This window comes from Specibacter sp. RAF43 (assembly GCF_052114065.1).
Taxonomy (GTDB): Bacteria; Actinomycetota; Actinomycetes; order Actinomycetales; family Micrococcaceae; genus Specibacter.
In genome coordinates this window covers 61,799-77,531 of sequence record NZ_JBFREA010000002.1, presented here as the reverse complement: position 1 = coordinate 77,531, position 15,733 = coordinate 61,799, and the positions used below count along the sequence as shown (strand labels likewise).

At 68.4% G+C, this 15,733-nt stretch carries 17 protein-coding genes; 5 read left to right on the top strand and 12 right to left on the bottom strand.

Annotation, left to right across the window (positions count from 1 at the left end):
- The first annotated feature begins 70 nt into the window (after positions 1 to 70).
- Entirely contained in the window at positions 71 to 340 is a 270-nt protein-coding gene (locus AB4Y80_RS01965; RefSeq protein ID WP_442211618.1) for a mycoredoxin, read from the top strand.
- On the opposite strand, the gene AB4Y80_RS01960 is transcribed toward AB4Y80_RS01965, so the two are convergent.
- From AB4Y80_RS01960 to AB4Y80_RS01920, 9 genes are all read right to left on the bottom strand, one after another.
- Positions 337 to 1,122, bottom strand: coding sequence for an IclR family transcriptional regulator domain-containing protein (locus AB4Y80_RS01960; protein WP_442211617.1), 786 nt, complete (start codon positions 1,120 to 1,122; stop codon positions 337 to 339). The two genes, AB4Y80_RS01965 and AB4Y80_RS01960, sit on opposite strands and share 4 nt — an antisense overlap.
- Positions 1,123 to 1,145: 23 nt before the next feature.
- Positions 1,146 to 1,796: a 3-oxoacid CoA-transferase subunit B gene (locus tag AB4Y80_RS01955; RefSeq protein WP_442211616.1), complete on the bottom strand. Its 651-nt coding sequence runs from the start codon at positions 1,794 to 1,796 to the stop codon at positions 1,146 to 1,148.
- On the bottom strand, positions 1,793 to 2,503 hold the full coding sequence (locus AB4Y80_RS01950; RefSeq protein WP_442211615.1) for a 3-oxoacid CoA-transferase subunit A: 711 nt from the start codon (positions 2,501 to 2,503) through the stop codon (positions 1,793 to 1,795). Before AB4Y80_RS01950 ends, AB4Y80_RS01955 begins: the two co-directional genes overlap by 4 nt.
- Before the next feature lie 92 nt (positions 2,504 to 2,595).
- Positions 2,596 to 3,807, bottom strand: coding sequence for a thiolase family protein (locus AB4Y80_RS01945; protein WP_442211614.1), 1,212 nt, complete (start codon positions 3,805 to 3,807; stop codon positions 2,596 to 2,598).
- A 128-nt stretch (positions 3,808 to 3,935) separates the two neighbouring features.
- Positions 3,936 to 5,003 carry a maleylacetate reductase gene (locus tag AB4Y80_RS01940; RefSeq protein WP_442211613.1) on the bottom strand — a complete coding sequence of 356 codons (1,068 nt, stop codon included), beginning with the start codon at positions 5,001 to 5,003 and terminating at the stop codon, positions 3,936 to 3,938.
- 74 nt (positions 5,004 to 5,077) lie between these two features.
- Positions 5,078 to 5,650 (bottom strand): YceI family protein, encoded by a 573-nt coding sequence (locus AB4Y80_RS01935; protein ID WP_442211612.1) that lies wholly within the window; start codon positions 5,648 to 5,650, stop codon positions 5,078 to 5,080.
- A 10-nt stretch (positions 5,651 to 5,660) separates the two neighbouring features.
- Complete coding sequence (locus tag AB4Y80_RS01930) at positions 5,661 to 6,377, bottom strand: alpha/beta hydrolase (RefSeq protein WP_442211611.1); 717 nt, start codon at positions 6,375 to 6,377, stop codon at positions 5,661 to 5,663.
- Positions 6,378 to 6,443: 66 nt separating this feature from the next.
- The gene (locus AB4Y80_RS01925; RefSeq protein ID WP_442211610.1) at positions 6,444 to 7,397 is read right to left on the bottom strand and encodes a VOC family protein; all 954 of its coding nucleotides are present in this window, start codon (positions 7,395 to 7,397) and stop codon (positions 6,444 to 6,446) included.
- Positions 7,398 to 7,458: 61 nt separating this feature from the next.
- Positions 7,459 to 9,126 (bottom strand): FAD-dependent monooxygenase, encoded by a 1,668-nt coding sequence (locus tag AB4Y80_RS01920; RefSeq protein ID WP_442211609.1) that lies wholly within the window; start codon positions 9,124 to 9,126, stop codon positions 7,459 to 7,461.
- A gap of 332 nt (positions 9,127 to 9,458) precedes the next feature.
- Between AB4Y80_RS01920 and AB4Y80_RS01915 the strand changes: the two genes are divergently transcribed.
- The 3 genes from AB4Y80_RS01915 (at position 9,459) to AB4Y80_RS01905 (ending at position 12,279) form a co-directional block, all read left to right on the top strand.
- Complete coding sequence (locus AB4Y80_RS01915) at positions 9,459 to 10,436, top strand: helix-turn-helix domain-containing protein (RefSeq protein ID WP_442211608.1); 978 nt, start codon at positions 9,459 to 9,461, stop codon at positions 10,434 to 10,436.
- A gap of 143 nt (positions 10,437 to 10,579) precedes the next feature.
- Entirely contained in the window at positions 10,580 to 11,668 is a 1,089-nt protein-coding gene (locus AB4Y80_RS01910) for an S-(hydroxymethyl)mycothiol dehydrogenase (protein ID WP_442211606.1), read from the top strand.
- Complete coding sequence (locus AB4Y80_RS01905; RefSeq protein ID WP_442211605.1) at positions 11,665 to 12,279, top strand: MBL fold metallo-hydrolase; 615 nt, start codon at positions 11,665 to 11,667, stop codon at positions 12,277 to 12,279. The genes AB4Y80_RS01910 and AB4Y80_RS01905 overlap by 4 nt, the downstream gene beginning before the upstream one ends.
- Here AB4Y80_RS01905 and AB4Y80_RS01900 read toward each other — a convergent pair.
- Genes AB4Y80_RS01900 through AB4Y80_RS01890 form a run of 3 tightly spaced genes read right to left on the bottom strand, consistent with a single transcriptional unit; the run spans position 12,276 to position 14,333 of the window.
- Positions 12,276 to 12,986 (bottom strand): lipoate--protein ligase family protein, encoded by a 711-nt coding sequence (locus AB4Y80_RS01900; protein WP_442211604.1) that lies wholly within the window; start codon positions 12,984 to 12,986, stop codon positions 12,276 to 12,278. The two genes, AB4Y80_RS01905 and AB4Y80_RS01900, sit on opposite strands and share 4 nt — an antisense overlap.
- A complete protein-coding gene (locus tag AB4Y80_RS01895) occupies positions 12,983 to 13,801 on the bottom strand; it encodes a thioesterase family protein (protein ID WP_442211603.1) in 819 nt (272 codons plus the stop codon). Before AB4Y80_RS01895 ends, AB4Y80_RS01900 begins: the two co-directional genes overlap by 4 nt.
- Before the next feature lie 10 nt (positions 13,802 to 13,811).
- Positions 13,812 to 14,333, bottom strand: a complete 522-nt coding sequence (locus tag AB4Y80_RS01890; protein ID WP_442211602.1) for a DedA family protein — start codon at positions 14,331 to 14,333, stop codon at positions 13,812 to 13,814.
- Between the two features lie 173 nt (positions 14,334 to 14,506).
- Here AB4Y80_RS01890 and AB4Y80_RS01885 point away from each other — a divergent pair, with 173 nt between their 5' ends.
- A complete protein-coding gene (locus AB4Y80_RS01885; RefSeq protein ID WP_442211600.1) occupies positions 14,507 to 15,733 on the top strand; it encodes an FAD-dependent oxidoreductase in 1,227 nt (408 codons plus the stop codon).

Genomic DNA, 15,733 nt, shown 5'->3' with positions numbered 1-15,733 from the left:
CGTTGTGCCCAGTGAAACCCGGCAGCCATTACGCAGTCATTCATTACGCAGTCATTCCAAGGAGCGCACCGTGCAATACACCCCCGAAACCGGCACCATCACCATGTTTTCCACCACGTGGTGCGGCTACTGCAAGCGCCTGAAGAAGCAGCTGGACGGGCAGGGCATCGGGTACACGGAGATCAACATCGAGAACGTCCCKGGGACGGCCGAGCTTGTCGAATCACTCAATGGGGGCAACCAGACGGTACCCACGGTGATCTTCCCGGACGGCTCCGCGGCGACCAACCCGTCGCTGAAGGACGTCCTGGCCAAGCTCGGCGTGCCTGCCGTTAACTAGCGTCCGCCGCGGGCGGCCACGTCGGCGGAGATGGCCGCCACGGCGGCGAGCAGGTGTGACCGGATGGAATCCATGTGGTCCCCTTCGTCGCCGTAGCGGGCGCGCATCGAGACGTTGATGGCCGCCACGACGGTCCCGGCGGCGTCGCGCACGGGTGCGGCCACGGAGAGCAGGCCTGCCTCCAGTTCCTGGTCCACCACGGCCCAGCCCTGGCGGCGGACCTGCTCGAGCTCACCGGCCAGCTCCGCCACGGAGGAGAGGGCGGTCTCCGTCAGGGGCACCATGGTCACGCCGTCCAGGTAGTGCCGCAGCGCCTGCGCCGGCAAGCCCGCCAGCAGGACCCGTCCCATGGAGGTCGCGTACGCCGGAAACCGGGTCCCGACGGTGATGGCCACGCTCATGATCCGCTTGGCCGGCACGCGGCAGACGTAGACGATGTCGCCGCCGTCCAGGACCGACGCCGAGGTGGACTCCCCCACTTGGCGGGAGAGCAGTTCCAGATGCGGTTGGGCCAGCTGGGGCAGGGAGAGGCTGGAGAGGTAGGAGTAGCCTAGGGCCAGCACGGCCGGGGTCAGTTCAAACATTCGCCCGTCGGTGCGCACGTAGCCAAGGTCGGACAGGGTCAGCAGGAACCGCCGGGCCGTGGCACGGGAAAGATCCGTGCGCTGGGCCACCTCGCTGAGCGTCATGCGCGGATTGTCTGCGTCAAAGGCGCGAATGACCGCCAGGCCGCGGGCCAGGGATTGCACGAACTGCTCGCCGGCGGGTTTGCTCTCGGTCATGGTCTCCCCAGTTGATTGGACGGTCAGGCCCCCTCGGGCGGTAGCAGCGCAACATCCACGCGCCGGGCCAGGTCCGCAAAGTCGATCCCGTAGGTCTCGCGGACGCGGACACCCTCGGGGCCGATCAGGAACACGGCCTCATTAGTGTATATGCGTCGCACGCATCCGACGCCGGTGAGGGGGTAGCTGCAGTGCGGGACCAGTTTGGCGACCCCCTCCCGGGTGAACAGTGACATCATCACGTACACCTCCTTGGCGCCCGTGGCCAGGTCCATGGCCCCGCCAACGGCCGGGATCGCATCCGGGACGCCCGTGTGCCAGTTGGCCAGATCGCCCGCGGCCGAGACCTGGAACGCTCCGAGCACGCACACATCCAGGTGTCCGCCGCGCATGAGGGCAAACGAATCGGCGTGATGGAAGTAGCTGGCCCCCGGCCGTTCGGTGACGGGGATCTTGCCGGCGTTGATCAGGTCTCCGTCGACCTGGTCCCCGACGGCCGCGGGCCCCATGCCCAGCATGCCGTTCTCCGTATGGAGGGTGACGTTTTGGCTCGCCCGCAAGTAGTTGGAGACCAGCGTGGGCTGGCCGATGCCCAGGTTGACGAAGGAGCCGGGGGCGATGTCCCCCGCCACCAGCCTGGCCAGCTCCTCGCGGCCCAATCGTTCCCGGCTCACTGCATTGCCCCTTCCCGCTCGAGAGTTGCTGCCGCGGCGCCGGGCAGGGCGCCCAGCCTCACCACGGTGTTGACGTAAATGGCGGGCGTGACCACCGTTTCGGGGTCCAGCCGGCCGGTGGCGACCACCGTGGAGACCTGCACGATGGTCCGCGTGGCCGCGGCGGCCATGACCGGGCCAAAGTTGCGTGCCGTCTTGCGGTAGACCAGGTTGCCGGCCCGGTCCGCCGTCCATGCCTTGATCAGTGCCACATCGGCGTGGATGGGGGTTTCATACACGTGGCCCCGTCCGTCGATGATGCGGGTTTCCTTGCCCTCGGCCAGGAGCGTGCCGTAGCCGGTGGGGGTGAAGAAGCCGCCAATGCCGGCCCCCGCCGCGCGAAGGCGCTCGGCGAGGTTGCCCTGGGGCACCAGTTCCAGCTCAATGGCGCCGGCCCGGTAGGCGGCATCGAAATGCCAGGAGTCGGACTGCCGCGGAAAGGAGCAAATGATCTTGGCCACGCGGCGTTCCTTGATCAACAGGGCCAGCCCGGCGTCGGCCTGGCCGGCGTTGTTGTTGACCACCGTCAGGCCCGTCGCCCCGCCGTCCAGGAGGGCGTCGATGAGTTCCATCGGCTGTCCGGCGTTGCCGAAGCCGCCAATGAGGATGCACGAGCCGTCCCGAATCCCCGCCACCGCCTCCGCGGCCGTTTCCACAAAGTTGAGCATTGGCCCAATCCCCTCACATCCGTTTGGTGCATTGCCTGGTGCTTTTTTTGGTGCATTGGTGCCGGCCGATCCGGCGGATCCTCCGCGGCCTCTCAGGGCCGGGTGGCGTGCACGTTTTCCAGTACCACGGCCAAGCCCTGTCCCACCCCAATGCAAATGGCGGCAACACCCCACCGCCGGCCCGAGGCCCGCAGCCGGTGGGCCAGGGTGCCCAGGATCCTGATGCCGGAGGCACCCAGCGGGTGCCCGATCGCCACGGCTCCGCCCCACTCGTTCACCAGGAGCGGGTCAATCCCCCACGCGTCGATGCACGCCAACGACTGCGCCGCGAAGGCCTCATTAAGCTCGACGGCGCCCACCTCGCCCCAGTCGATGCCGGCGCGTTTGAGGGCCAGGTTGGCCGCGTCCACCGGCGCAAACCCGAAGTACTGCGGCTCCACGGCGGAGGCGCCGCGGCCGGCAATGCGCGCCAGCGGCTCACGGCCGAGCAGCTCGGCGCCGGCCTCGGTCCCCAGCAGGGCCGCCGCGGCGCCGTCGCTGAGCGGGGAGGCGTTGCCGGCCGTGACCGTGCCGCCGTCCTCCGTTGCGGACTCGGCGCGAAAGACGGTCTTCAAGCCCGCCAGGGTACCGGCCGAGCTGCCCGGGCGGATGCTTTCATCCCGGACCAGCCCGGTGCCGGGGACCGCCACCACCTGATGGTCGTAGTGGCCGGCCTGCCAGGCGGCGTCGGCCAGGTTGTGGGAGTTCGCCGCGAACTCGTCCTGGCGCTCACGAGTGATGCCGTGACGTTGGCGCAGCTGCTCGGTGGCCTCGCCCAGTGACACCGTCCATTCCGCGGCCATGGCCGGATTCACCAGGCGCCAACCCAAGGTGGTGGAGACCAGCGACGCGTCGCCCGCCGGGTAGGCCCTGGCGGGCTTGGGCAGCACCCAGGGCGCACGGCTCATCGACTCGACCCCGCCGATCGCCACCAGCTGCGCCTCGCCGGCATTGATTTGGCGGGAGGCGATGATGGCCGCGTCCAGGCTGGAGCCGCACAGGCGGTTCACGGTGGTGCCGGGGATCGAGGTGGGCAGCCCGGCCAGCAGCGTGGCCATGCGGGCCACATTCCGGTTCTCCTCGCCCGCGCCGTTGGCGTTGCCGAAAATCACCTCATCGATGCGCCCGGCCTCCAGCGACGGGGCCCGCTCGACCACCGCTGCCAGCACGTGGGCGGCCAGGTCGTCCGGGCGCACCCCGGCCAGCCCGCCGCCAAACTTGCCAAACGGTGTTCGCAGCGCGTCGTACAGGTATGCCTGCTTCATGGGGTTCCTCACAGCTTCGTTCCGGACCGCATCCGCGCGGTCCTTGCTAGGTTCACTTTGTGAACAAATGTACGCCTTATGAACATCGTTGGCTAGTGGCCGGCCCGGACGCCCTCGGTCGGGCAGCCTTAGCCAAGCCCCGGGGCGCTGCCGGCCCAGGCAGCGTGGAGTAGTTGTTCGAGGTCCTCGGAGGTGACGGAGCGCGGATTGGAGGGTGGGATCACCGGCAGCATGAGCTGGGCGGCCTCGGCGATGTTGGCCTCCTCCAGGCGGTAGTCCCGCAGCGCCCGTGGCGCGTCGAGCTTGTCCCTGAGGCTGTTCAGGCCCTCGGTGGCGGTGGCGGCGCCGAAGGCGGCGGCGATGCGCGCCGCGGCCTCGGGTGCCGCCGTCGCGTTGAACGCCAGGACATAGGGAAGGACCGTCGCATGGGTTTCGGCGTGGGGCATGTTGTAGGCCCCGCCCAGGACATGACAGATCTTGTGGTGCATTCCGGACCCCGCCGAGGCGAACGCGACCGCGGAGAGATAGGCACCGTAAAGCGCCTGCTCCCGTCCGGTCTTGTTGCAGAGATCGGCCTTGATGAGTGGCAGGCCCAGGGCAAGGGCCCGGATTCCCTCGGCCGCCAAGGCCCGGTTGATCGGATCGGCGCGGGGGGCCCACATGGAGTCGATGCAGTGCGCCAGGGCATTCATTCCCGACGCGACGGACAGCTCGGCCGGCAGCGAGTAGGTCAGTTCCGGGTCGTAGATCACCGTCTGGGGCAGCACACTGTTCGCCACGCCGGTGGACTTGCGGGATGCCTCCGTCAGCCCCCAGACGTTGGTTGCCTCGGAGCCGGCATAGGTGGTGGGGACGGCGATGATGGGCAGCCCGCTGGTCAGCGCGATGGCCTTGGCCAGGCCCGTGGTGGAGCCGCCACCCACGCAAATGAGCAAATCGATGCCGGCTTCGGCGGCGGCCGTGCGGGCCTTGACGGCCTTTTCGATCGGCACGTGCGGGGCTACCTCGTGATAGTTCAAGGCAACCGCAATGCCCGAACAGACGCTGGCGGCGATCTGCGCCTCGGCCTCCGAGGAGATCACCATGATGGCGGCGGCCCCGCGGCGCGCTACTTCGGCCGCAAGGTTTTCCGCGGCTTTGCCCGAACCGAAGAGTATGCGCTGTCCAAGAGTGTCATGTTCAAATGCGAGGTCCATGTTGGGTCCTTTTTGGGAAGGTGATTGAGTGCTGCGAACGGGATGTGCCGTGGATATGGCGGCAGGGGCCCGGGCTAGGACTCGGGGGCTATGAAGGCCGCCTCGACGTGGATGGTGACCTTGTCCCCGACCAGCACGCCGCCGGCCTCAAGCGCCGCGTTCCAGGTCAGGCCGAATTCCTTTCGACTGATGACGGTGACGGCGGAAAACCCTGCCCKGGTGGCACCGAAGGGATCGACGGCCACGCCGTTGAACTCGGTGTGGAGGGTGACCGACTTGGTGATGCCCCGAATGGTGAGGTCCCCGTGCAGATCGTAGGTGTCCCCGCTGCCGGTGCAACCGGTGGAGACGAAGGTCAGGTGGGGGAACTGGTCAACATCGAAGAAATCCGCGCTTCGGACGTGGGCGTCCCGGTTGGCATCATTGGAATTGAAGCTCTGGGCGACGATCGTTGCGGTGGCCAGCGACTTCTCCAGGGTCTCTGCCACCCGAAGGGTGGCGGAGACGTCGTCGAAGCTGCCGCGGACCTTGCTGATACCCGCATGGCGGACGGTGAAGCCGACCTCGCTGTGGGGGCCGTCGAGGGTCCAGGTCCCGGGCGTGAGGGTGGTGGGGATGGTTGGACTGGAGCCGGTTACTACGGACATTTTGATTTTCCTAACGTTGGGAATCGACTGTGGGGTGGTGCAAGGAGGTGCCGGGATGCCTGACGGGCTCGCGGCGTTGCGCGGCCCGTTCGGGAGCGCGAGTCAGCAGGCACCCCGCCGCGGTCATGGCCTCATCGGTGATGACGTGTTCGGTGCCGGGCGAGATGCGCAGGTCCACCTCGGCCCCCATCGCGGCCAGGAGCTCGGCGGTGTCCTGCACCCGCCCCGGCGGCACCCAGGGGTCATGCTCGATGCTGCGCAGGACGGCGGGGACGCCGTCGAGGGGCCGCCCGGCCGGGGGTTCGATGGGCCCGTGCCCCAGGAAGCCGCCGGTGAAGATGAGCAGTCCCGCCGGCGGGCTGGGCCAGCTGACCATGAGCTGCGCCAGGAGGCAGGCGCCCTGGGAGAAGCCCCACAGGACCACGTCCCGGTACGGGATCCCGTCGGCCTCGATCCCGGCAATGCTGTGTTGGAGGGCGTCGAGCGCGTGCGCAAGGTCGGGCTCGTTGTGTTCGATCGGATCCATGAAGGGTCGCGGGTACCAGCTGTCACCAAATGCGTGGGGAGCGTAGTACCGGATCCCTTCGGAGTGGATCCGCTGTGATTGCTGGTGCATGAAGGATGGGGTTTGGCCGCGTCCGTGCACCGCCAGAACTGCCAGCCGGGTCTGTGAGGGTTCGGCGCCCCACGATTGCATCGGCCGTCCCACATGCCTGTTGGCTTCCATGGCGGGTGCTCCTTCCTAGACGGGGATCCGGGCGGGGCGCCCCGTTGAGGGGCGCCCCGGGGTGGATTAGACGGTGATGTGCTCGAGCTGTTCGAAGATTTCCTCACGACGCGACTCAAACTGCGGCGGGAGCTGGAACTTGGTCCCCAGCTCCTCCGGGGACTCGTCGCAGTCCCAGCCGCCGTCGGCGTGCGTGACGGCCAGTTCAAACAGGGCCCCGCCGGGGGTGCGCACGTACACGGACTTGAAGTACTTGCGGTCCTTGAGTTCGGAGATGTCCGTATAGCCGGCACCTTCGATGCCGAACTTGGCTTCGTCCTGGTTCTCCAGGGTGTCCAGGTTCCAGGCGAAGTGGTGGAAGGTTCCGGCGCCGAAGTGCCAGGTGCCCTGGTCTTCGGTGCGGTTGGCGATCAATTCGATGTGATTGCCGATTTTCCCGTTCCCGACCTGGAACGCGGCCCGGTCCCCGTCTTCGTGAATCTCGCCCTGGGCGAAGAAGGTGTCGTTGGCGAAGTCGACCATGCGTTCGGGGGTGGAGACGTGTATGCCGACGCCATGGAGACCGTGGATGGCGTGCTCGGCGGGCACGCCGTTCCCGGCGAATCCTTCACGCTCGTCGTTGGCGTTTCCAACGAATACGTACTCGATGCCGCTGGGGTGGCGGAAGGTGAGCCGTCGCTGGTCAAATACCTCCACGTTTTCCGTCTGGATGTGGCGTTCGGTCAGGCGCCGGTGCCAGAAGTCCAGGGACGTGGGGGGCACGGAGAGCAGGACCTCGCGGGCCTGGTTCGTGCCGCGCTTTCCGATGAGGCCGGCCTGGGCCCAGGGGAAGGTGGTGATCACCGAGGACGGGTCGCCGTTGGCGTTGGCATAGTAGAGGTGGTAGACGGGGGTTGTCCCGTCAAAGAGGACCGTGCGCTTGATGAAGCGCATGCCCAGGGTGTTGACATGGAAGTCAACGTCCTCCTGTGCTCCGGCGACGGACAGGGTGACATGGTGCGAGCCTTCGAGGTAGGCCATCTTCTTGCTCCTTCTTGTGGATGAAACTCGGGGGATGAAAGTTGTATGGGTCGCGGCGGGGTTACACCGGCAGGGGTTCGGCCAGTCCTTCGGCGTCCGGTGCCGCGGGTTGCGGGGAACGGGCGAGCAGGCCGGAGAGTGCGTCCGCAATGGACAGCTCGGTGGCATCGGCATGCCCTGTTGCCCGCCAGGCCACGAAGCCGTCAGGGCGAACCAGGGCGGCGCCGGTCGCGGAGATGCCGTAGGCCTCGGCGAATCCACCGTTCGCGTCGGGGTAGTCGGCATTGACGCCGATGGAGTGGACGTCAATGGGGACGTTAAGCGCCTCCGCGGCCAGGCGGGCGCCTTCGCGCCACTCGGATTGGCCCGGCCCGGTCAGGAGGACAAAGTTGCGTCCAAAGAGGTCCAGGGTTGAGGTGACGTCACCGCTGTCCGCCAGGGGGTGGTGTGGCGCCCGGGTGCCGGTCCGGCCCTTGGAGACGCGGGGGTCGTGCTGGATTTCACCCTGGTCGTCCCCGTCGGACACGACCGCGGCGGAGCGGTAGTGGTAACCAAGGTCGATGTTCGCATCGCTGACCACCGGGTCCATCCCGTTCTTTGCCAGGAACGGCGCCGCCCGGGTGACATACCGGGAATACGCTTGTTCGACGGTAAAGGCCGCCACCGGCCTGCGCTCGGGATCGTAGCTTGCCAGCAGCTCGGGCCCGGCCTGGCCGCCGATGACCGCGGCGAGTTTCCACGCCAGGTTGTGGGCGTCATGGATTCCGGTGTTTCCGCCGTATCCGCCGTACGGGGGCATGGAGTGGGCCGCGTCGCCGACCAGGAAGACCCGCCCGCTCTGGAAGGTCTCCGCCACCTCAGCCGTTGCCTGCCAGCGCATGACGTCATCGATTTCCACGGCGATTCCTTCGTCGCCGAGGCCGGCGCGCACCAACTCCACGCAGCGTTCGTCGGTCAGATCGGTCCAGATGTCACTGTTCGGGTTTTGTGGGTCCCCCAGGCCATGGACTGCCAGGAAGCCGGACTTGTAGGGTTTTTCGATGCGGAAGAAGCCCTGGAGGGTGGGATTGACCACCATGATCACGCCCAGGTTCCGCTCGCGCAGCAGGTCCTTGACGTCCGCGCGGAAATAGATGGTGATGCTCTTGGAGAGCACCCCGTGCCCGACGGTGCCGATGCCGAGCTGCTCACGGATCGGGCTGTGGGCGCCGTCGGCTGCGAGCATGTACTGTGCCCGGACGGTTGAGGTAACGCCGCTGTCGCGGTCCTTGATCACGGCCGTCACGCCGTCGGCGTCCTGTTCGAAACTGAGAAGTTCGGTGCCAAACAAGGTCTGGGCGCCGAGCTGGCGGGCCCGTTCGCTAAGGACCGGCTCAACGGCCACCTGGGTGGCGAACAGCCTTTCACACGGGCTCAGATCCCGGACCCCGTCATTGAGTTTGGGCAGGTACCAGGCGATTTCCTTGCCCGCCAGGCTCTCCACCGCCATGATCGCGGCATCCTGGTCAAACTGTTCGGCCGACTTGGCCCGGATAATCTCCTCGAGCCCGACGGTGCGCAGAACCTCCATGGAACGCTGGAGAATGAGCGCGGCCCGGGGATGGATGGCCGGTCCCCGATGGCGTTCCACGACCAATGAAGGGATTCCGTGGGTGCCCAGCAGGGCGGCGCTGGTCATGCCTACAAGACTGCCGCCGACTATCAGGACCGGAACTTCATAATCATTCATAGCTGCCTCTTCCTGGCCTCCCGGCTTGCTGACGCCGGTGGGCGTATTCGTTGCTGGTGCTGTGGGGAAGCCGTCCTTTGGGGGCGATCCTCGGCGTGGGCGGATGGTCGAATTCATCCGCCTGCTGTTTTCATTTCGCGGCTTCACCCATAGGCTATGAGTGAGTTGGGTCACTGCGCATTGCCGAGGAGTGCAGTTGCATAGTCGATCCGTGCAGACCCACTCGTCGGCCCGTCCGCCCGCTCGCGGGCGGCGTACTCTTCAAACAGATGCCGACTCATGCATCGCCGCGTGGTTTTCTATTCCCTGCAGGTCGCAGAGAAGGATTGAGTATGAACAGCGAGGCTTCCCGGTCAGAATCGCCCGCCCCGGATCCGCAGGCGGGTGTGCGGAGCATCGAGGATTGGGCCGCCCTGCTCTCCCGGTCACTGATGAACTTCAACGTCGAATCCGACGGCCCGGGAGCCTTCCAGGGCTATTTGCGGAACCGGAAAGTCGCCGGCATTGAATTCATCGAAATGTCCACCGGGCGGCACACGGCCCACCGCGGGGCCGAAAGCATCGGCAGCGCCGAGCGGCCCGACTACCTCCTCTGCTTGCAGATTGCCGGCGTGGGGGAATTCTCCCAGGACAACCGCACCGCCGTCCTGCAGCCCGGAGACCTCACCCTTTTTGACACGACGCGGCCCACCACGGTCGTCAGCAGCAGCGACTATCGAAACTTGTGCATGAAGTTTCCCCAACACCTGATCGGGCTTCCCCGCGACCAGATAGGGCAATTGACGGCAACGCGCACGGGGGCCCGGGACGGATTCGCCCCGGCGGCCGGCACCTTGCTCATGACACTCAACGGGCTCATGGACACCATCTCCGGCCGCAGCAGGGTGCTGGCCGCCCAGGGTGCCCTGGACCTGGTCACCACCATGTTCCAGAGCCAGCTGGACATTGCCGGCCCGCCGCATCGGGCGGCCCGGCCCATGCTCGAACAGGTTCAAAGCTACATCGACAAGAACCTCTCCAATCCCGAGCTGGGCCCCGGACTAATCRTGGCGGCGCACTATATTTCCCTCCGTCAGCTGCACAGTATTTTCCATGCAGAGGGCCTGACGGTTTCCTCGTGGATTCGCAACCGCCGCCTCCAGCGCTGCCGACGCGATTTGAGCGATCCCGCCCTCCAGTCCGTGTCCGCGGCCTCGATTGGGATGCGATGGGGCTTTAAGACCGCGTCCCACTTCGGCAACACGTTTAGGGAGGCCTTCGGCCAAACACCGAGCGAATTCCGCCAGGACGCCCACAGCGAACCCCTCTAGCGGGGGCACCGCTCCGCCGTCACCAATGCCGGGCATCGGCTGCTTCCCCGATGCCCGGTCCACTGTTTGCCGCCAAGTGGCGGGCGGGGCGGACATGGGGCAAGATGGCATCTGAACATCGGTCATCACAAAGGAGCAACGCAATGGTTCACAAGGTTCAAGGCGCCGTGGTCATGGCCAAGGACGCGCCCGTGACGCTTGTGACGATCCTGGTCCCGGACCCAGGGCCGGGCGAGGCCCTGGTGGACATCCTGACCTGCGGGGTGTGCCACACCGACCTGCACTACAAGCAGGGCGGCATAGGTGATAACTTTCCGTTCCTGCTCGGCCACGAGGCCGTGGGCGTGGTCAGCGCCGTGGGACCGGATGTGACCACCGTGGCTCCCGGCGACCGGGTCATCCTGAACTGGCGGGCCGTGTGCGGCAATTGCCGCGCCTGCCGCCGGGGCCGCCCGCAGTACTGCTTTGACACGGCCAACGCCACCCAGAAAATGACGTTGGAGGACGGCACCGTCCTCACCCCCGCCCTGGGCATCGGCGCGTTTGCCGAGAAGACGCTGGTGGCTGCCGGGCAGTGCACCAAGGTCGATCCCGACGTCGACCCCGCCGCCGCCGGCCTGCTCGGCTGCGGCGTCATGGCCGGGCTGGGCGCCGCCATGAACACCGGCGGGGTGGGCCGCGGGGACACCGTGGCCGTCATCGGCTGCGGCGGCGTGGGATCGGCCGCGATCGCCGGCGCGGCCCTGGCCGGGGCCACCACCATCATCGCCGTGGACCGGGACCCGAAAAAATTGGAGTCGGCCAAGGCGCTTGGCGCCACCCATGCCGTGGACGCCACCGCGGGGGACGTGGTGGAGGCCGTCCGCGCCCTCACCGACGGGTTCGGCGCCGATGTGGTCATCGACGCCGTCGGCCGGCCCGAAACCTACAAGCAGGCCTTCTATGCCCGCGACCTTGCCGGCACCGTGGTCCTGGTCGGGGTGCCGACGCCGGAGATGACCCTCGAGCTGCCGCTGCTGGACGTTTTTGGCCGGGGCGGGGCCCTGAAGTCCTCCTGGTACGGGGACTGCCTGCCCTCCCGCGACTTCCCCACCCTCATCGCGCTGTACAAGCAGGGCCGGTTGGACCTGGATGCGTTCGTCAGCGAACGCATCACCATCAACGACATCGAGGCCGCCTTCACCCGGATGGGCCAGGGCGCCGTGCTCCGTTCGGTGGTGGAGTTCGCATGAGCGTGCGCGTGGACAGGCTGGTCACCGCCGGCACCTTCTCCCTGGACGGGGGCACCTGGGAGGTGGAGAACAACGTCTGGATCATCGGCGATGACTCCGATTGCGTCATCGTCGACGCCCCGCATGATCCGACGGCCATCCTGGAGGCCGTGGCCGGACGCACCGTCCGGGCGTTGCTGCTTACGCACGCCCACGACGACCACATCCGGGCCGCCCGGGCCGTGGCAGCGGGCACCGGCGCGCCGATCCACCTGCACCCGGCGGACCGGATGCTCTGGGATGCGGTGTATCCGGAGGCGGCGCCGGACGTTGACCTGCACGACGGCGACTCCCTCACCGTGGGCGGAACGGCCCTGACCGCGCTGCACACCCCGGGGCACTCCCCCGGTTCCACCTGCTTTTACGCCGAGTCCCTCGGTGTGGTCTTTACCGGCGACACCCTGTTCAACGGCGGGCCGGGGGCGACGGGCCGGTCCTACAGCGACTTCCCCACGATCGTCCGCTCCATCACCGAGCGGTTGCTGAGTCTGCCGCCGGAGACGACGGTGCTGACCGGGCACGGGGACTCCACCACCATCGGCGCGGAGGCGCCGGGCATCCGGGCGCTTTAGCGGACAAGCTCCGTGTGGGCTGCATAGGCGGCCAGCACGGCGTCCTCCACGGCGTCCACGGTCAGCCCGGGCACCAGGTCCGCCGCGCCACCGGCGGTGCGAGGGTCCCAGTCGAGTCCGAGCGCCGCGTACGTATCCACGAGCACCTCGCGGATGGGCGCGGAATCCTCCACCACGATCACCGAGCTGAACAACCAGGCCCCGGAGACAACGCGCTGCGCCGTGCCCACGAGCTTCACGGTCCCGGCGGTGCCCCGGCCGAAGACGCTGAACTCGCCGGGACAGTATTCCCCGGCGATCTCCCCCACCCCGGCGTCCACGCCCAGTGATGCCAGGGCGGCGGTGAACAGCTCACCAAAGAAGCGGAACCGCGGTTTCGCCTCGGCGATGGCATCGGTTTCCGGCTGGATGTGGTCCACGATCAGGCAGCCCCGGTGGTAGGCCGCGGCCCGGCCACCGGCGCGGCGGACGGCGGGCACAAAACTGCGGGCCAGGGCGGCCCGGCGCGCGTCCGGGAACCCCGGCATGCGGGTGTCGCGCTGGCCGAAGGCGACGGTGGGCTGGGGCCGGTAAAGCCGCAGCAGGGCGGGGTCCTGCCCGGCCCTGACGGTGGCGAGCAGGTCCAGGCCGCGGTTGAGATCGGCCTCCGCGCCGAGGGTCTCCGTCTGCCGGCGCACCACCAGCTCCGGGGCAAGGTGGACGCTCACCGGGCGGCGCGAACGGGCCGGACGGTCAGGATCTGTTCGGACCGGCCAAACGCGCCCGCGGTGTCGTGCAGCACCGAGGAGGTCAGCCCGATGCCGTCGCCGGCGAACGTGACGCGGCTGTCCAGGCCCAGCCACTCCCCGACGGGTTCGCGGTGGATGTGCAGGGACAAGTCGACGTTGGGGAAGATGTAGCTGCCGGGGCCGGGGGCGACGCGGGCGGCGATGCCGTTGGCGCTGTCCACCAGGCCCAGCAGGCGCACCAGGGCCGAGGAGGTTTCGCCGTCGACCATGCCGTAGGGGCTGCGCAGCCAGGCGCGGCCGCGACCGGGGCGATGGCCGGGAACCGTCCGGCCCTCCAGGGTGGCGATGAACCCGCCGGGCCAGATGTTCATGCCGTCCCAGGGCTGGGCGTCGGCCGGCGGCGCGAACGGCTCCTCTTCCAGCCCCGCGACGGCGGTGGTGTCGGTGGTTTGCAGGCGCCAGGCGGTGGCCCGGACCGCCGGGCGGCCGTCCGCGCTCAGCTCGGCCTGGAGCAGCTCGATGGTCTTGCCGGCGCGCAGGACCGAGGTGTCGATGGTGAATTCGCCGCCGGGGATCAGCCCCAGGATGTCAAAGTTGAGCCGGGCCAGGCGCATGCCCGGACGCGGCGCGCACTGCTCCAGCGCCCGGACCATCAACCCGGTGACCGGGGCCATATGCTGTTCCTCCGGATTCCAGGCACCCTGGGCGTGTTCGGTGGATTCAAAGCGGTTTCCGCCCAGGTGCCGGTAATAGGAGCCCTGGCGCACGGAGGTCAAAGTGGTCGATTCCTGCATGTCTACGACTCTACCCGTGGTGTTCGACGCCCCGGGCCGTCGTGCCGCCCGCAGCGGTGGCCGCGCGCAGCCGGGCCCGGCGGCGGCGCAGGCACCACCCGGCCGCCAGGGCGACGGCGGCCATCACGGCGAGGGCGACCCCCGCCCCGGGCGAGCCGGCCGCGGCGGCGATGGCGGCGTCGAACGCGGCCAGGCCGATGGTGGCGTAGATGGCCGCCCACATGATTGAACCAACCACGGTGGCCGGCAGGTAGCGGCGCAGCGGCATGCGGCCCAGCCCGGCGGCGGCGTTGACGGCCGTCTGGAAGCCGATGGTCAAGAAGCTCACGGCCACGGCGGGCGCACCCCAGCGCGCGATGGCCTTTTCAGCCCGGCGCACCGACGGGGAATCCAGGTACCGCACCAGGGCGGTCCGTCGCCCGCCGGCGGCGATGCCCCGCCCGGCCCAGTACGTGGCGTTGGAGCGCACCATGACGATCACGAAAAGGACGCCAAAGGCCCACACGAAGGGCAGGGCCAAAATGCCGTCCATCACGGGGTGGTCCACCGCATGTGCTGCGCTCCCTGCCGTTCAATTCAGCAACAAAAACTTAGGCTATTTGCTTTCTTACTTTATCCTCCGGACCGGTGCCGGCACCAATTCCCCGGAGTAGCATCGGGGGCAGGCCACAGTTCCATCTGCCGGGACGGCCAGGGAGGTTCCCGATGCCCGATCACACCATGGAAACCGAGTGTTGCATTGCCGGGGGCGGCCCGGCCGGCATGATGCTGGGGCTGCTGCTCGCCCGGGCGGGAGTCGAGGTCCTCGTACTGGAAAAGCACGGCGACTTCCTCCGGGACTTCCGCGGCGACACCATCCACCCCTCCACCCTGGACCTGCTCGACCAGCTGGGCCTGCGGGAGCGATTCCTGCGGATCCCGCAAAGCAGCATCACCACCCTCGACGTCGTGGTCCGGGGCACCCGCCTGACTCCGGTGAATTTCGGCCGCCTGCGCGGGGTGAACAAGCGGCTTGCCCTCATGCCCCAGTGGGACTTCCTCGAGCTGCTGGCCGGGGAGGGCCGCACCCTGCCGACCTTCCGCCTGCTCATGGGCACCGAGGCGACCGGCCTGCTGCGGCGGGGCGGCGCCGTCACCGGGGTCACGGCCCGGGGGCCCGACGGGCGGCTGGACTTCGGGGCGCGGCTGACCGTGGCCGCGGACGGGCGGACTTCCACGCTCCGGGCCGCGGCGGGGCTGCGCCCGGACGCCCTGGGCGTGCCCATCGACGTGCTCTGGTTCCGCCTGCCGATTCCGCCGTCGCCGCCGCCGGACACGCTGGGCTACCTGCGCAACGGCACCCTGGTCATCACCATCCCCCGCCCCGGCTATTACCAGATGGGGATGCTCATTCCCAAGGGCGGTTTCGAGACGTTCCGGGCCGCCGGGCTGGACGCCTTCAAGGCCCGCGTGCTCGCCAACGCCCCGTTCCTGGCTCCCGTTCTGGGCACGCTGACGGACTGGGAGCAGGTCAAGCTGCTCTCCGTCCAGCTGGACCGGCTGCGGCGGTGGTCGGTGCCCGGACTGCTCTGCCTCGGCGACGCCGCCCATGCCATGTCCCCCGTTTTTGGGGTGGGCGTGAACTATGCCCTCCAGGATGCCGTGGCCGCCGCACGCTACCTGGCACCGGGACTGCGCGACGGCACGCTCACCGAGCGGGACGTGCGCCGGGTGCAACGGCGGCGGCAATGGCCGGTCCGCCTCATGCAGCCGCTGCAGCAACGGGTCCACGGGCTGCTCTCGACCGCCGACACCGCCGGCACGGCGCCGATGTCGCCGTGGCAACAACACGCCGCCACGCTGGCCGCCACCTGCGCCCGCCCCCTGCTTTCCCGCCTGGTCGGGCGCGGCTTCCTGCCGGAAAAGCTCACCGCCGACCCCGCCAGGCGTTAG

What these genes read in the sequence shown, in the direction of transcription:
- AB4Y80_RS01920 (WP_442211609.1), bottom strand. Translation starts at nt 9,126, where the DNA reads ATGAATGATTATGAAGTTCCGGTCCTGATAGTCGGCGGCAGTCTTGTA.
- AB4Y80_RS01925 (WP_442211610.1), bottom strand. Translation starts at nt 7,397, where the DNA reads ATGGCCTACCTCGAAGGCTCGCACCATGTCACCCTGTCCGTCGCCGGA.
- AB4Y80_RS01890 (WP_442211602.1), bottom strand. Translation starts at nt 14,333, where the DNA reads ATGGACGGCATTTTGGCCCTGCCCTTCGTGTGGGCCTTTGGCGTCCTT.
- AB4Y80_RS01950 (WP_442211615.1), bottom strand. Translation starts at nt 2,503, where the DNA reads ATGCTCAACTTTGTGGAAACGGCCGCGGAGGCGGTGGCGGGGATTCGG.
- AB4Y80_RS01905 (WP_442211605.1), top strand. Translation starts at nt 11,665, where the DNA reads ATGAGCGTGCGCGTGGACAGGCTGGTCACCGCCGGCACCTTCTCCCTG.
- AB4Y80_RS01895 (WP_442211603.1), bottom strand. Translation starts at nt 13,801, where the DNA reads ATGCAGGAATCGACCACTTTGACCTCCGTGCGCCAGGGCTCCTATTAC.
- AB4Y80_RS01885 (WP_442211600.1), top strand. Translation starts at nt 14,507, where the DNA reads ATGCCCGATCACACCATGGAAACCGAGTGTTGCATTGCCGGGGGCGGC.
- AB4Y80_RS01930 (WP_442211611.1), bottom strand. Translation starts at nt 6,377, where the DNA reads ATGGAAGCCAACAGGCATGTGGGACGGCCGATGCAATCGTGGGGCGCC.
- AB4Y80_RS01945 (WP_442211614.1), bottom strand. Translation starts at nt 3,807, where the DNA reads ATGAAGCAGGCATACCTGTACGACGCGCTGCGAACACCGTTTGGCAAG.
- AB4Y80_RS01910 (WP_442211606.1), top strand. Translation starts at nt 10,580, where the DNA reads ATGGTTCACAAGGTTCAAGGCGCCGTGGTCATGGCCAAGGACGCGCCC.
- AB4Y80_RS01960 (WP_442211617.1), bottom strand. Translation starts at nt 1,122, where the DNA reads ATGACCGAGAGCAAACCCGCCGGCGAGCAGTTCGTGCAATCCCTGGCC.
- AB4Y80_RS01940 (WP_442211613.1), bottom strand. Translation starts at nt 5,003, where the DNA reads ATGGACCTCGCATTTGAACATGACACTCTTGGACAGCGCATACTCTTC.